12 protein-coding genes are annotated in these 16,574 nt (G+C 30.7%); 7 read left to right on the top strand and 5 right to left on the bottom strand.

The window, feature by feature from the left end:
* Positions 1 to 406 precede the first annotated feature (406 nt).
* Complete coding sequence (locus tag ACOSP6_RS08050; protein ID WP_422093525.1) at positions 407 to 970, top strand: REP-associated tyrosine transposase; 564 nt, start codon at positions 407 to 409, stop codon at positions 968 to 970.
* A gap of 844 nt (positions 971 to 1,814) precedes the next feature.
* Here the strand turns inward: ACOSP6_RS08050 and mnmE are convergent.
* Entirely contained in the window at positions 1,815 to 3,212 is a 1,398-nt protein-coding gene (gene mnmE, locus ACOSP6_RS08045; RefSeq protein WP_422093526.1) for a tRNA uridine-5-carboxymethylaminomethyl(34) synthesis GTPase MnmE, read from the bottom strand.
* Positions 3,213 to 3,405: 193 nt separating this feature from the next.
* On the opposite strand from mnmE, the gene ACOSP6_RS08040 reads away from it, so the two are divergent.
* Both ACOSP6_RS08040 and ACOSP6_RS08035 read left to right on the top strand, forming a co-directional pair.
* Complete coding sequence (locus ACOSP6_RS08040) at positions 3,406 to 3,741, top strand: DUF4870 domain-containing protein (RefSeq protein ID WP_422093527.1); 336 nt, start codon at positions 3,406 to 3,408, stop codon at positions 3,739 to 3,741.
* A gap of 103 nt (positions 3,742 to 3,844) precedes the next feature.
* A complete protein-coding gene (locus ACOSP6_RS08035; RefSeq protein WP_422093528.1) occupies positions 3,845 to 4,792 on the top strand; it encodes a C1 family peptidase in 948 nt (315 codons plus the stop codon).
* Positions 4,793 to 4,799: 7 nt separating this feature from the next.
* On the opposite strand, the gene ACOSP6_RS08030 is transcribed toward ACOSP6_RS08035, so the two are convergent.
* The 3 genes from ACOSP6_RS08030 to ACOSP6_RS08020 all read right to left on the bottom strand — a co-directional run bounded on the left by ACOSP6_RS08030 (position 4,800) and on the right by ACOSP6_RS08020 (position 6,397).
* Positions 4,800 to 5,276, bottom strand: a complete 477-nt coding sequence (locus ACOSP6_RS08030) for a CAP domain-containing protein (protein WP_422093529.1) — start codon at positions 5,274 to 5,276, stop codon at positions 4,800 to 4,802.
* A gap of 11 nt (positions 5,277 to 5,287) precedes the next feature.
* On the bottom strand, positions 5,288 to 5,725 hold the full coding sequence (locus tag ACOSP6_RS08025) for a DUF4268 domain-containing protein (protein ID WP_422093530.1): 438 nt from the start codon (positions 5,723 to 5,725) through the stop codon (positions 5,288 to 5,290).
* A 90-nt stretch (positions 5,726 to 5,815) separates the two neighbouring features.
* On the bottom strand, positions 5,816 to 6,397 hold the full coding sequence (locus ACOSP6_RS08020; RefSeq protein ID WP_422093531.1) for a tRNA-(ms[2]io[6]A)-hydroxylase: 582 nt from the start codon (positions 6,395 to 6,397) through the stop codon (positions 5,816 to 5,818).
* A gap of 115 nt (positions 6,398 to 6,512) precedes the next feature.
* Between ACOSP6_RS08020 and ACOSP6_RS08015 the strand changes: the two genes are divergently transcribed.
* From ACOSP6_RS08015 to ACOSP6_RS08005, 3 genes are all read left to right on the top strand, one after another.
* Positions 6,513 to 12,026, top strand: coding sequence for an alpha-2-macroglobulin family protein (locus ACOSP6_RS08015; protein ID WP_422093532.1), 5,514 nt, complete (start codon positions 6,513 to 6,515; stop codon positions 12,024 to 12,026).
* A gap of 193 nt (positions 12,027 to 12,219) precedes the next feature.
* A complete protein-coding gene (locus tag ACOSP6_RS08010; protein WP_422093533.1) occupies positions 12,220 to 13,365 on the top strand; it encodes a metallophosphoesterase family protein in 1,146 nt (381 codons plus the stop codon).
* 63 nt (positions 13,366 to 13,428) lie between these two features.
* Entirely contained in the window at positions 13,429 to 14,091 is a 663-nt protein-coding gene (locus ACOSP6_RS08005; protein ID WP_422093534.1) for a hypothetical protein, read from the top strand.
* Between the two features lie 15 nt (positions 14,092 to 14,106).
* On the opposite strand, the gene ACOSP6_RS08000 is transcribed toward ACOSP6_RS08005, so the two are convergent.
* Positions 14,107 to 14,265 (bottom strand): hypothetical protein, encoded by a 159-nt coding sequence (locus tag ACOSP6_RS08000; protein ID WP_422093535.1) that lies wholly within the window; start codon positions 14,263 to 14,265, stop codon positions 14,107 to 14,109.
* On the opposite strand from ACOSP6_RS08000, the gene pbpC reads away from it, so the two are divergent.
* Positions 14,231 to 16,510 carry a penicillin-binding protein 1C gene (gene pbpC / locus ACOSP6_RS07995; protein ID WP_422093536.1) on the top strand — a complete coding sequence of 760 codons (2,280 nt, stop codon included), beginning with the start codon at positions 14,231 to 14,233 and terminating at the stop codon, positions 16,508 to 16,510. The two genes, ACOSP6_RS08000 and pbpC, sit on opposite strands and share 35 nt — an antisense overlap.
* The last annotated feature ends 64 nt before the right edge of the window (positions 16,511 to 16,574 follow it).

The following is a 16,574-nucleotide window of genomic DNA, read 5'->3' as shown; positions in this document are numbered from 1 at the left end:
TGTTGAATAATTTAATTATTATTTTAATTGTACTTTTATTGACAATACCGTTCCTATATTTAGCGAAGAAATAAAAAATATGAAAAATAGTACTTTACTTTTTATAATATGCATTTTGTTGTCTAGTTGCTCTAGTGAGCATAGATTAATTGAGTTAATAGAAGATAAACCTAAAATTATTAAAATAGAAAAGTCTTATTTAAATGCAAAGATTATAGGAAAAAATAAGACAGGGTTTATTCTCTTTACTAGAAATTCATTTGAAACTAATAAAGAATGAGCAGATAGCCCTTGCTCCCGCCAGTTTGTAACTAGTGGCGAGTATGAGTAAGCAATTAGAAATATGCTATAATATATAACCATGTTATTTGTTTAGATAGCGTGGTTTTTTTATTTTGGTATTGCTATGAGTAGAAATTATAAATTTCATAATAAACAAGGATTATACTTTGTTAGTTTTGCAACTGTATATTGGATAGATGTATTTACACGTCAAAATTATTTTGATATACTAGTTGATAGTATAGAATATTGTAAAAAAGAAAAAGGTTCACAATTGTTTGTATACTGTATTATGCCAAATCATATCCATTTTATTTTTCGTTCTTCCGAAGGAAAACCATCAGAATTATTAAGAGATTTTAAAAAGCACACTTCAAAAAAACTGATACAAGGCATAATAGATAATCCACAAGAAAGTAGAAAAGAATGGTTATTATGGATGTTCAAACGTGCTGGAAGCAAACAATCAAATATTCGAAACTATCAATTTTGGCAGCATCATAATAAACCTATAGAACTTTGGAGCAATGAAGACATTAAACAAAAGATAAATTATATTCATTTAAACCCTGTTGTAAGTGGTTTTGTTAGCAATCCAATAGATTGGAAATATTCAAGTGCTAGAAATTTTAGTGGAGATCATTCAATATTAAGAACTGATGATTTGGGTTTTGCGATATCAATATAAAGAAGATTAATAATTACCACAAGGTACAAACTGGCGGGATAGGGGGAACAATAAGAAGAAAAAATAAGAGTACGGATCTAACTAGTAATTTAAAAAGAACTAATTAATAATAAAAATGAAAAACCTTATCTCAAGAATAATTTTATTTGGAATTATATTTTGTGTTTATGAATATAAAATCACAACAAATTTATACAGTATAATTTCGTCTGTATTGATACTTTTGGGAGTTTATATAACATACAAGGAAGATAGAGAGTCTAATATTTACAATATAGTATCTAATTATCTATTTTGGATATTTCTTTCAATTACAGTTTTAACAATTAAACAAGAGAATGTTTTAAATTTATACAATATATTTCCACGACTTCTTGTAATAAAACTTATTCCCTTAATTATAACTTTTATTAAGTTCAAAAAAATTGAGGTGCCAAGTACTTTCTTAAGTAAGGTGTGGATATTTACTATTTTTCTGTATATGGTTGAATTGTTATATAATTCAACCCATGGTTTAAAAAACTTATTTTATTATACTGGAATAATTTCTTCAATTGAACTTGTATTTATTCTTTTAAAAATAAAAGAATGGAAACCAAAAATCAATTCGGTTGTAAGTCTTTTTAAACAATAAATAGAGAATAGTTTTTGTGAGATTTATTAATAGATAAGTTAAATATATCCCGATAGCGCGGATTTATAATCCGTGCAACATCATAACTTAATATTGTATACAATTTATAATAGCTCAGAAATTATTTCCGAGCTATCTTTTTAGTGTTATATAACGTTATTATTCCCAATACATTTACTGAACTTAGTATTCAGTAATAAGTTTGTAGATTTACTTCCCAATACAAAAGTTAGAGAAAATATGACCTAGAATATCTTTGTCAACGTCGTATTCTCCTGTGATGTTACCTAGATGACGTAAACATTCACGAATATCAATAGCAAATAAATCTGATGAAATTCCCAGTTCAATTCCATTGGCAACAGAATTGATACTTTCTAAAGCATTGTTTAATGCTTCAAAGTGACGAGAATTGGTAACAATAGTTTCGTTATTACTCAAAGCCCCTTTATTAACTAAAGATGTCAACTCACTTTTTAAAGTATCAACACCAATTTTTTGCTTAGCAGAAAGTAATAAAGCGTTTGGAATCGTATTCTTTAATTCTTCAATTTCGGTTTCAGATAAAGAATCAATTTTATTAGCAATAACTAATAATCGTTTATGTTCGAATCGTTTTTGAACAATTACTAACTCTTCCTTAATTTTTTCGCGTTTTTCTTTCTTAGAAGTATCAAACAAATAAATAACTAATTGTGCATTATCAGCTTTTTCGTAAGCTTTTTGAATTCCAATACTTTCTACAACGTCCTCGGTTTCTCTAATTCCTGCGGTATCAATAAAACGGAAAGCAACACCATCTATAATTAATTCATCTTCAATAGCATCACGAGTTGTTCCTGCAATATCAGATACAATCGCTTTTTCTTCGTTTAATAATGCATTTAACAAGGTAGATTTACCAACATTAGGTTCACCAATAATAGCAACAGGAATCCCGTTTTTCATGGCATTTCCAAAAGCAAAACTGTCAATTAATCGTTTTAATACAGATGAAATTTTATCGACTAAAGCATTAAACTTTGTTCTATCCGCAAATTCAACATCTTCACCTGAAAAATCTAACTCTAATTCGATTAATGCTGCAAAATCTAATAATTGTCCACGTAACTCTTTTAATTCATTGGTAATTCCACCTCGCATTTGTTGAATTGCCATTTGATGCGAAGCTTCAGAATTAGAAGCAATAACATCAGCAACAGCTTCGGCCTGACTTAAATCCATTTTACCATTTAAGAAAGCACGCATCGTAAATTCTCCATTATCTGCCATTCTACATCCGTTACGTAAGAACAATTGCAAAATTTCTTGTTGAATAAATACAGATCCATGACAGGATATTTCTGCGACGTTTTCTCCTGTATATGAATTTGGATTTTTAAAAACCGAAACTAAAACTTCATCAATAATGCGTTCATTTTCCACGATATGACCTAGATGAACGGTATGTGTTTTCTGGTCTAATAAAGATTTGTTTTTTCGAACAGACTTAAAAAATTGACTAACAATTTTAATAGCATTTTCTCCAGAAAGTCTAATTACAGAGATAGCACCAACTCCAGATGGAGTAGCCAAAGCAATAATAGTATCGTTAACGTTTGTTTGCAAATCGAATATTTTTTGCAAATATAATGAAGAGTTGTTCAGCTATAGCAGTAAAATGATTCTTGTTATAGATAGGGTATTAATATGTTTTTTCATATTTAATGACTTTTTATTGTTAAAAAGTGTCAAAATAATCCAATTACTGTAACAAAATTGGCGGTTAACAGTCTATTAAGTATAACTAATCATTAAAAAAATGCGAAAAGATAAACAGTTACTTGTAATTACACATTTAAGTCAATTATTAGATTTAGTTTCTGGTATTGGTGGATTTTTGGTTCCATTAATATTATGGGCAATAAAGAAAGATGAAGTGGAAGGTATGGATGAGCATGGAAAAGCAATTTTGAATTTTAGAATTAGTATGTTCTTGTATGTTTTATTATGCATACCTATGATATTATTATTTGGCTTAGGATTATTAGGGTTTTTGGTATTAGGAATTTTCTATTTCATTTTCCCTATTATGAACGCCATAAGAGCAAGCAATGAAGAAGAGCCAAATTATCCATTTAGTATATCATTTTTTTAATTGGAAAATTTAATTTATTTGAATTAGTGAAAAGCCCCTTTAAAAAGGGGCTTTTCTGGTTTTGGATTTTGGTATATTTACTAAAATTAAAAATGCATGCCCTATGAGAAATTTTAGAATTTTGTTTATCGCCTTCTTGCTAGCTTTTCAAAGTAATTCACAAATCAATAAACTGAATACGGTTAGAAATTCATTACCAGTTATTCATATTAGTTCACAATCATCAGTAAAAAATCAAGGTGTAAAATTCACATGTACAGCATTTGCTATTGCCGCTGCTTTTGAAACGTTTCCTGGAGTTCCTAAAGATTTAAGTGAAAAATACTTGTATGCTTTTCAAAAAGGATATCAGTTTAATAATAAAAGTATTACGAGAGGACATAAATTAGAGTTTTATATTCCATCACTACAGAAAGACGGTATAATTGAGGAAAAATATTTGCCATATGAATTAGATTATAAAAAGGTTCAACCAATGACCGAAACAGAATTTGGTAAATATTTATACGAAGGTGAAGTTGGTTTTTTTAATCTAGTACTTAATTACAAAGATAAGGCTGTCGTTTATTTAGATCAATATGAATATCTTAATTCTGAAAAGGTTAGAAATGTTGAGTACATAAAACAACAATTAAGAAATGGAATAAAAGCCATTCCTGTTTCATACGTATTGTACGCACCAGCATGGAAAGGATTTTCAACACGAAAATATAATACAATTACTCCAAATGTAGGTTTTAAGGTGAAAACTATTACAGGTAATTATGTTACGTATAATCAAGCTAAAGGTTTGTTTGGTAAAGATTTAAACTCTAAAATAGTGAATAACCAAGTAATAATGGAAACCACTGATTTAGACAGTAAATATATGGGCCATGCAGTTGTGATAGTTGGCTATGATAACGAAGGTTTTATCATCAAAAACTCTTACGGACCTTCTTGGCGATTTGGAGGATATGAGCGTATTAGTTATGATTTTCATGAAATTCTTTCTACTGAGGCGTTGATTATAAAATCAGTAAAAACAAAAAACAAAAAATGGTGGAGGTGATATATAATTACTTACGTATAAAAATATTCGTGTAGTACCACTTGTTATTTGAGCTTTGTTTAGCTGTTAAGTGAAAGTGAGTATAGTTTCCTTCTATATTTTTTCTATGACCATCGCTGTTCAACCACCCATTTACAACCGATGAAGCTGAACTATAACCCGAAGCAACATTTTCCGCTGTTGCTTTTGCTTGAGCATTTGTTTGAAGATAGTTACTTCTAGAACTAAAATTATCATGTGAAATTTTACCATCAGCAATCATATAGTCTGTATGATTATCAGTTTGAGTTTTAATAATATTCAAAACTTTTAGATATGGCAAACCTTTACTGTTTCTATGATTATTAATAAGTTCAAGAATGTCTTTTTCGTAAGAAGAAGAGTTACTAGTATCATCAATGATTCCGGCATTATCACTATCAGAACTACATGAAGTTATTATAAAAATAAGTGACAAGATTAAGATAGGTTGTAAATATTTCATTTCTAGGGGATTTAAATCGCTTGCTTTATAAAGTCTTCATATTCATAGTAAAACAACTCAAATTGTGTCATAGTCTCTACAAAAAACTCATAACAATCTCTCCAGGTATTTTTGTTATGAATACTAAACTTTTTCTCATGTAAAACGTATATTCTTCGAATATATTTTCCGCTTTCTAATTGATAATTATCATCAAATATTACTTCCGGCAAGTATTCAGATTCTAATATTTTTCTTAAAGATAGTAATTGGTCGTAAAGTAATTCGTTAGCAATTTCATCTGGATGTTCAAAATCTAAACAAACAAATGCCTTTTTTCTGTCAGCTTGAAACTTAAAGGAAAATCCTTTGATTTTTGTATTGTATAACAACCATTTTCTTGGAAAAGATTTTCCAAAACTAGTCCAAAATTCTTTACGTATGCGCGCCGATTCTTCTTTGCTAAACATTGTATTTGTGTATTGGGTTGGTTAGTAAGCAATATGCAGATATAATATTTTCTTTGCTAACTGCTAACTGCTAACTGCTAACTATAATCTTTATCCATGCACTTTAGCAATGGTACCTCTATTTTTCATCATATCAGCCTCAAAAGCCAATAAAGCATTCCACTTTTTATCTACAACTTCTCTGTCCATGTACTTTCTGGCATATCCTAAGAATAACGTATAATGGTTTGCTTCAGAAATCATTAAATCTGTGTAAAATTTAGATAACTTTTCGTCTTCCATATTATCAGCAAAAACTTTAAAACGCTCACAACTTCTAGCTTCAATTAGGGCAGCTACTAATAAACGGTGTACTAAAGCTTCTTTACGATCATGTACTTTTGGAAAAAACTTTTGAAGATTTAGAGCATAATCATTTTTCGTAGCTTGTCCTAATACCATTCCTCTTTCAATCATTACTTCATGTACCATTCTAAAGTGTTCCATTTCTTCAATGGCAATATCACTCATATCTTTAACTAAATCAGTTTCTTCTGAATAATTAATAATAATTGAAGTAGCATTTCCAGACGCTTTAATTTCTGCAAAAGCATGATCAGTTAATAATTGTTCTAATCCATTACTGGCAACATCTACCCATGACGTTTCAGTGTCAAATTTTAATCCTAACATAATTTTTTAAAAGACAGTAAGTAAAATAGTGGACAAAAATACTAAAACTAGCGTCTATTTGTCGAGTATTTTGTTAATTTTGAAGAACAACTCATAGAAAAAGAAACCTTTAACCATGAAAAAAATATTATTTAGTCTATTAATTGTACTTGTTACAATTGCCAGTTGCAAGAAAAAAGAGAAAGTAGAGAGCGATGTAAATGCCTATACGAATTACATTAGTGTTTATCCTGAAAAATCAATTTCTGTTGTTCCAAATCTGAAATTTTACTTAAATAAAAAAGTAGATGTCGATAAGGTTTTAGATGATGTCATTTCAATGTCTCCTGAGGTTAAAGGGAAAGTTCTTCTTGAGGATAATATACTTTCATTTGTTCCTGAAAAGAAATTAGAAAGTAATAAAGAGTATGTTCTGAATTTACATTTAGATAAACTTTATAATAATGTTGAAAAAGATTTAAAGACATTTACAGTTTATTTGAAAACCAAAGCATTAAGTTTCGGAGTTGCTATAAAATCACCATCTATTTATGATAAAAACTGGTATTATGTTGAAGGAACAGTTACAGCAAGTGATGTTGTTGATGGTAAGAAACTATCAGACATTATAAAATCTAAATATGACGGAAGCTCAAAGGAAATCACTTTTGATGTTACAGATGATTTTGCTTCAACAGTAAATTTTAAAATTGATAGTTTAAAGAGAGGAGATGAAGATAAATCTTTAAAAGTAACTTGGAATGGAGCTGCTGTAAACTCAGATTCTAAAGGAGAACGAGAATTGTTTATTACTGGTAAAAACAATTTTAAGGTCTTATCTTTTGATGTATTTGATGCAGGTAAAAAACGTATCGAAATTCACTTTTCAGATGTTTTACAAGAATCACAGAACTTAAAAGGCTTAATTCAGTTTGTTGATACCAAAACTCAGGTATATACCTATAATATCAAAGGAAATGTGGTAACTGTTTATCCTACTAGCACGCGAGAAACAAAATTAGATATCGAAGTGTTTAAGGGAATAAAGAACTCCGAAGGATACACGTTGAAAAACAATGTTGTTCGTAGTTTATACTTCACACAGTTAAAGCCTGAGGTAAAGTTTGTAAAGAGTGGAACTATCTTACCAAACTCGAATAACTTAAAAATAAACTTTAAAGCTACAAACCTTAGAGCTGTTGATGTTTTAGTTTATAAAATTTATAAAAACAATGTTTTACAGTTTCTACAAAACAATAATTTGAATAATAATGGAGATTTACGCTACGTAGGTCGTCCAACTGCTAAGTATACGGTAAATCTTGGAGATCAAGGTTTAGATTTAACTCAACCAAATGCTTTTGCAGTAGATTTAGCTGAGCTTATAGAAGTTGAAAATGGAGCTATGTATCGCGTTGAATTATCATTTCCTAAAGCATATTCAAATTATTCATGCGACGGTGACAGTAAGAAAGAAACAATTACTTTTGGTAAGAAAGAAGTAGATACTAGGCAGTTTGACAAAGCAAGAAGCTATTCGTATTATGATGATTATTATTATGATGAGGAGTATGAGTATAATTGGAGTGAACGAAAAGATCCTTGTAAAAATTCGTTCTACCGAGATACAAAAATTAGTACTAATATTTTAGCTTCTAATATCGGTGTAATTGTTAAAAAAGGAAACAATGACAAGACTTTTGTTGCTGTAACAGATATTACCACAGCTAAACCAATTAGCGGGGCAAAAGTAGAGTTAATCAATTTGCAGAAACAAGTAATTACCTCAGGTAATTCAAATGCGGATGGTATTGCTGAGTTTGATCAAGTAAAAGGAGCATATTTTGCTGCTGTTTCTAATATAAATAGCACAACTTATGTAAAATTGAATGACGGGAATGCGCTTTCAATGAGTAAGTTTGATGTTTCAGGTTCAAAATTACAAAAGGGAATTAAAGGATATATTTATGGAGAAAGAGGTGTTTGGAGGCCAGGCGATCAGCTATTCCTTACATTCGTTTTAAATGATAAGGCCAATCCAATTCCAGAAAGGCATCCTATTAAATTTGAATTAGTTAATCCACAAGGAAAAATAATCGATGAGCATATAACTTACAAGAACGCACAAAATATTTATACCTATGCTCCAAAAACAGAGCAAGATGCTATTACAGGAAATTGGAGAGTACGTGTTAATGTTGGTGCAGCAAAATTTCATAAGAATCTAAAAATTGAAACAATTAAACCTAATCGTTTAAAGATTAAGTTTAACACGGATAACAAAATAGTAAGAGCATCAGAGGATATCAATGGAAATATCGAAGTAAAATGGTTGCACGGTGCAATTGCGAGAGGTTTAAAGTATGATATTGAGTCAAAGTTTACGCAAACAAAAACTGAATTCCCGAACTTTGGTAATTATACGTTTGATGATGTAACACGAAATTTTAACACTGCTACAAGTACAATTGCTTCGGGCAATTTAGACGATGAAGGAAAGACATCATTTACCAAAAAACCAAATTTAGGAAGTAGAGTTCCTGGAATGGTAAAAGCAACTTTTATTACTAAAGTTTATGAAAATGGTGGCGATTTTAGCACAGATGTATTTAGTATAAAAGCTTCTCCTTATAAATCTTATGCTGGTTTAAATAAAGCTGAAGAACAACAATCTAAAAATTACTTATTCACTGATCAAGATTATACATTCAACGTTGCAGCTGTAAATGAAGAAGGAAAGGGAATAGCCAACAATTTAGAGGTTAAAGTGTATAAAATGAGTTGGAGATGGTGGTGGAATTCCTCTAGTAACGGATTGTCATACTACGATGGTTCTACTTATCATACGCCTTACACAATGAAACAAGTAACTACTACGAGTTCTGGTAAAGGTTCATTCAATTTAAAAATTAGTAAAAACGACTGGGGAAGATATCTGATAAAAGTTCGAGATAAAAATAGTAACCACGTAACATCTTCTGTAGTATATTTTGACTGGCCATCTTGGTATGGAAAGAAAAGAGGAAGTCAGGATAAAACAAATGCGACGATGCTCGTATTCTCAAGTGATAAAGATGCTTATAATGTCGATGAAAAAGCTACAATTAAATTTCCATCATCAGAAGGAGCAAGAGCTTTGCTTACTATAGAAAACGGAACTGAAGTCTTAGATTATTTTTGGGTTGATACGAAGGATAAACAAACAGATTTTACATTCCCAATTCTAGATACTTACACACCTAATGTGTTTGTAAATATTTCGTTGCTTCAAAAGCATACTCAAACTGAAAACGATTTACCGATTAGGATGTATGGTGCGATTCCTCTTTTGGTTAATGATCCGAAAACAAAATTAGAACCACAAATTCAGTTAGCAGATGAGTTAAAACCAGAGAGTACTGCAACCTTTAGAGTGAAGGAGGTAAACTCAAAACCTATGACCTATACAGTGGCAATTGTTGATGAAGGTCTTCTAGATTTAACTAGATTTAAAACACCAAACCCATGGCATACGTTTTATGCAAAACAATCATTAGGAGTTAAGACTTGGGATGTTTTTGATGATGTTATTGGTGCTTATGGAGGAAGTGTCAACCAAATTTTGAGTATTGGAGGAGATGAAGCTGAAGCTGGAAGTAAAAATAAGAAAGCAAATCGTTTTAAACCTATGGTAAAGTTCTTGGGGCCATTCCAATTAGGTTCGGGAGAAGTAAAAACGCATAGTGTTAAAATTCCAAATTATGTGGGTTCAGTAAGAGCGATGGTTATTGCTTCAGATGTAAATAATGAGGCCTACGGAAATGATGAGAAAACGGCATTTGTAAGAAAACCAGTGATGGTGTTAGCATCATTACCTCGAAAAATAACTCCGCAAGAAACGGTTACATTACCAGTTACGGTTTTCGCAATGAAAGAAAACGTGAAAAATGTAAAAGTGGAGATTAAACCAAATGAATCTTATGAAATAGTTGGAAGTAATACGCAAAACTTATCATTCAGTCAGCCAGATGAAAAAATGGCTTATTTTACTTTAAAAGTTAAAGATTTTAAAGGTATTGGAAAGGTGAGAGTCGAGGCAAGTTCTGGTTCAGAAAAAGCATTTTATGAAGTTGAAATCGATGTGTTAAATCCAAATCCTATTACAACTGAGGTTAAGGAGATTGTTTTAAAAGGAAACGAAGAGAGTACTATAGACTTTACAACTTTTGGTACAAAAGGAACAAATACAGCGAGTATCGAGCTTTCTACATTACCTCCTATGAATTTTACGGATCGTTTAGAGTATTTAATTCGTTATCCACATGGTTGTGTAGAGCAAACAACTTCAGGAGCTTTTCCACAGTTATACTTGAATGATTTATTCGATTTGCCAGAAGAGAAGCAAAAATCAATGGATAGAAATGTAAAAGCAGCTATTCAACGTTTATCAGGTTTCCAGCGCTCTAATGGTGGTTTATCTTATTGGCCAGGATCAAGTTATACTAATGATTGGGGAACTTCTTATGCAGGACACTTTTTAATTGAAGCTTCAAAGAAAGGTTATGTTTTGCCAATTGGTTTTAAATCGAAGTGGATAAATTATCAGAAGAATGCTGCTAGAAATTGGAGATTCGATTCAAAGAAGTATTATAAAAATGATTTAGCACAGGCTTACAGATTATATACATTAAGTTTAGCTAATAGTCCAGATTTAGCTTCTATGAATCGTTTAAGAGAAACTAAAGGTATTTCTAATCAAGCAAAAAGAAGGCTTGCTGCTGCGTATGCAGTTATTGGAAAAGGATCTATAGCAAAGTCAGTTTTAAGCACATTAACTGAAGAATCATACACAAAAAGATATTATTCTTATTATGGTTCTGAAGTAAGAAATAAAGCTATGGCTTTAGAAACTTACACATTAGTGGGTGATGATGTGAAGGCTATTAAGTTGGCAAAAGAAATTGCAGAAAGTTTATCAAGTTCAAGATGGATGAGCACACAAACTACATCATATGGTTTATTAGCAATGGCTCAATATGCATTAAAGAATGGAACTGACAAGGGAATTATTGCAGATTATACATTTAATTCAAATACAAATGGAATAACTTCGGCTAAATCTATGGTGATTAAGGATTTAAAAGACGTTAAAAATCAAAACTCTTTTAAAATTTCGAATAAGTCTGAAGGTGTCCTATATGTTAGAGTTTATAACAAAGGAATATTACCAGTAGGTCAAGAAAAAGTAATTCAAAAGAACTTGGAAATTTCTGTAAACTATAAAGACAAAAACGGAAACCCAATTGACGTATCTAGTTTATCTCAGGGAACCAACTTTATTGCGCAAATCACAATTAAAAATAGTACTGAAGAGAATGTAGAAAATATTGCGTTAACACAGTATCTTCCATCAGGTTGGGAAATTGTAAATACACGTTTTACTGATTTTGGAAGTAATACAAACTCTGATAGCGTTGATTATACCGATATAAGAGACGCAAGTGTAAGTAACTATTTTACCCTTAGAAAGTATCAATCTAAAACATTTAAGGTGTTGATGAACGCATCTTATTTGGGAGATTATTATTTACCGGGAGTTCAAGGTGAAGCCATGTACGATAACGATTATTTGGCAAGAACGCAAGGCCAATGGATTAAGGTTACTAAATAAGATTTTACTCAATAAATTAAAAAACGCCCAACAATAAAAAGTAGGGTGTTTTTTTATATCGTACCTTTAGTTATCCCGTAATAAACATGTTCATAACGAATTTTTCTACACTCATAACCTTTTCCTTTCAATGATAAGATATATTTATAATATTTGAACATAATCAATTTGTTATCAATTAAATTAACTAACCATGAAAACTAAATACTTAACTTTCTTATTAGCGACATCTTTAATTGTTGCTTGTAGTATAAACAAAAAAGACAAATCAAAAGAAGGAACTAAAGAAACAATAAAAGAGTTAGCATCATTTTCTAAGGACTCGGTCGAATATAGTTTTGTGTTTTTAGGATGTAATCGAGTTGATAGACATCAGGAGTATGATACTACAGCTACCAATGGATCTACGGCTAACTTATATGCAATGAAAAGAATTTGGAACGAAGTTGCAAATCTTGATAATAAACCTGATTTGTTCTTCTTTTTAGGAGATATGGTATTGGGAGAAACTACTACAACAAAATTAGATGATCAATTAAGTAATTGGGTAAATTTATACAAAGACACCAATTTTAGTTCTATAAGCACTTCTGGCATTGAAACGGTTGCAGTTCCTGGGAATCATGAAATGTTATATTGGGCTGATTATGGTGTAAAAGGTCATGATGAATGGCCGTTAAAAGGTTCAACGGAAATATGGATGAAACATATGTCCGAATTTATGCCTAAAGATAGAGCTGTAGTAACTGGAAATGATAGTATTAATAATCAAATGACTTTTGCCTTTACACGAAAGAATATTGGGTTTATACTTATGAATACTGATACATATAATACTCCAACAACGGAAAATCCTTATGGGTTAGAAGGACAAATTCCAACAAATTGGATTATTAATAAAGTAGAAGAGTATAAACAAGATAGCTCTATCGATCATATTTTTGTTTTGGGCCATAAACCTTATTATATCTATGAAAATGGAGAGATAACACCAAAAACAGGTCATGCAGGGTTTCCAGAAGGACCAGTTCTTTGGCCAAAATTGAGAGATAATGATGTTATTGCTATGCTTTCAGCTCATAAACATGATTATCAGAGAATGCAGCCAGAAGGTAATAAAACCTATCAAGTAATTGCTGGTAACGCAGGTAGCCCAGGTGAAGCAACATTTTTTGGATACACAAAAATAGATGTAATGAGTTCAGGAGAAATTCAATTAACCTCTATGGGATTCGATAAGGGAAATCCATATTATGCTTCGGTTCCTAATAACCCAACGACTATAAGAGATCAAACAATTCTCACTTCGTCTAAAAACGCGAATCCATATTCAAATTAATTAAACCTCAGGAGTAAATTAACTTTAGTAAATTTGCTCCTGTTTTTATTTAATATAGCTAATATGAAAAAGAATATACTATGGTTTGCTATCGCTCTGTTATCTTTTACTTCTTGTATTGTTAAAAAAGATTATATCAATAGGGTTGTTAAAGAAGGGAACTTCGAAAATTTTCAAAATAAAACTGTTTTAATAACTGGTTTTGAAAATATCAGAGCGAATAATTTTATTAATACTTTTGAAAAAAACTTCGCTACAGATAGTTTATTTGTTGATTCTTACATTAATGAGTTTATCACAGAAGCTATAAAGTCTAATTTGTTTGCAGAGTATATAATTGATGTACATCCCATATTGGATGAGCTTAACAAGGGAATTAATGCAGATAGAGAAGTGTTAAATGAAGTGTTTACCAATTCAGAAACTGATTATATTTTAAGTTTTTCAAATTTTGAAATTACCAATCGATTGGAAACTACTTATAATCCTGCTGTTGGTCCTCATGGAGTAGGAACTCAGAGTACAGTTGAGTACTGTATTCTGAATGCTGAAGTAATTTTATATGATGTTAAAGAACAAAAAAGAATTTTACAATTTGTAACAACTGGTGAGAGCTCGGTTTTCTTGTTTGATTTTACCAACACATTTATGAAGGCAAAAACACGTTCCATTCAACATATTGTTAATTATTTAAAAATGGGTAAGGTAACCTATACCAAATACTAAATGAATCATTGAAAGTCAAAAAATTGTTAGTAGATTTATTCGAATTTTTCTTTTAGATAAAAATTGGTAAATGATAAAAATCAAATACTTTTTATTAAAGCGTTGGAAAAGGCTAAGTATATTTTTGATATTATTTTTAATGTATTTTTTTTCATTACCAGAAAAGCTTTTCAACGAATCTACTTCTACAGTTCTTTTATCTCGTAATAACGAATTATTGGGCGCAACTATTGCTAAAGATGGACAATGGAGGTTTCCAGAATTAGATTCAGTTCCTTATAAATTTAAACACTGTATTCTCCAATTTGAGGATGCCCATTTTTATAAACACTTTGGATTTAATCCTGTTTCAATTGCAAAAGCATTTTTAGAGAATAGAAAAGCTAAAAGAGTCGTTAGAGGAGGAAGTACAATTACGCAACAAGTAATTCGTCTTTCCAGAAAAAACAAGAGACGAACGTACATCGAGAAACTTAAGGAGTTAATATTGGCTACGAGATTAGAGTTTCGTTATTCAAAAGAAAAAATATTGAATCTTTATAGTTCTCATGCTCCTTTCGGAGGCAATGTTGTTGGTTTAGAAATGGCTGCGTGGAGATATTACGGTTTGAGACCAGAACAACTTTCTTGGGCAGAAAGTGCTACTCTAGCCGTTTTACCAAATGCTCCTTCGTTAATATACCCAGGTAAAAATCAAATTAAATTAAAACAAAAGCGAAATCGACTATTAAAAAAACTGTATAAAGAGGAAATTATCGATAGTATAACTTATGTTTTGGCATCCGAGGAAGAATTACCTCAAAAACCTTATCAGTTACCAACATTAGCACAGCATTTTTTACAAGAAGTAAAAAAAGAGTATGAAGGGAAACGAGTAATTAGTTCTATTGATAATTTTTATCAAAAACAAGTGAATCATTTATCGAAACAGCATTATAAATTAATGAAACAAAATGAGGTTCATAATTTAGCAGTTTTGGTTTTAGATGTCGAGACGAAAAAAGTAGTAGCATATGTAGGAAATTCTCCTACTGATGCAAAACATCAAAAAGATGTTAATAATGTAATTGCTCCTAGAAGTACAGGAAGTACTTTAAAGCCTTTTTTATATGCACATATGCTTCAATCTGGAGATTTACTTCCAAGTCAATTAGTCAAGGATGTTCCTACCGATATTGCAGGTTATATTCCAAAGAATTTTGATTTAAGATATGACGGTGCTGTGCCTGCTAATGAAGCTTTAACGAGATCCTTAAATATTCCTGCGGTTCGTTTACTACAAAAGTATGGTCTGCAGAAGTTTTTAGCCGATTTAAAAGATTATAATATTAAAAATATTAATCAAACCGCTGATTATTACGGATTGTCATTAGTTTTAGGTGGAGGAGAAGCTACTCTTTGGGATTTATGTAAGGTATTTGCTGGTTATGCTGGGACTGTAAATCATTACGAAATTTTAAAGCATAAGTATTACTCGAAAGAATTTCAAGAGCCGAGTTATCTCTTAAATTCTAAGGTAGATTATGGAAAAGTGCAGAATCAATCCAAAAACATAGATGCAGGTTCAGCGTACTTAACTTTAAATACCTTAACTGAGGTTAACAGACCATTATCAGATCAAGCGTGGAAATACTATGATTCATCGCAAAAAATAGCCTGGAAAACAGGTACGAGTTTTGGGAATAAAGATGCGTGGGCAATTGGTGCAACTTCCAAGTACGTTGTTGGTGTATGGGTAGGAAATTCGGATGGAGAAGGAAGACCTGATGTAACTGGAGTAGGAAGTGCTGCTCCTTTAATGTTTAAAGTTTTTGATATTTTACCAAAATCAAAATGGTTTTTAGAGCCTTTCGAAGATTTAATTGAAGAGAATGTTTGTGCTGAAAGTGGATTTTTAGCTTTGGCTATATGCGAAAAAGTATCTAAAAGAGTTGCAAAAAACGGAAATAGAGCTCAATCTTGTCCGTATCACAAAGAGGTTCACTTGGATCATACAGAAACATTTAGAGTGAATTCTAATTGTTATCCAACGAACCAAATGAAGACAAAAATTTGGTTTGAGCTTCCTCCGTTAATGGCATATTTTTACAAGCAAAAGAACTCTAATTATACCAAAATACCTGAATACCTAGAAGGTTGTAATAAATCTGAAAAAAAGGTAATTGATTTTATTTTTCCTGTTAAGTATAAAACAAAGCTTTCGTTAACTAAAGGAAACGATGGAAAGTTGAATGAGATTATTTTAAAATTGACTCATACAAACCCTAATGCGAAAATTTATTGGTATTTGAATAGCGATTTTGTAAAGGAAACTACTGATTATCATGAACTACCAATTAAACCTTCAAAAGGAGAGCATGTTGTAACTGTAATTGATGATAATGGCAACGAATTAAAAAGAAAGTTAATAATTCATTAAACAGCTTAGTCATATAAATTTTATTTAGAATAAAAGCTCTACATTTACAGTTATTAATTTCAAA

The sequence above is a fragment of the Tenacibaculum sp. MEBiC06402 genome (assembly GCF_049239625.1).
Lineage (GTDB): Bacteria > Bacteroidota > Bacteroidia > Flavobacteriales > Flavobacteriaceae > Polaribacter.
Note: the sequence above shows the minus strand (reverse complement) of the source record. Positions and strands in the feature narration are given on the sequence as shown.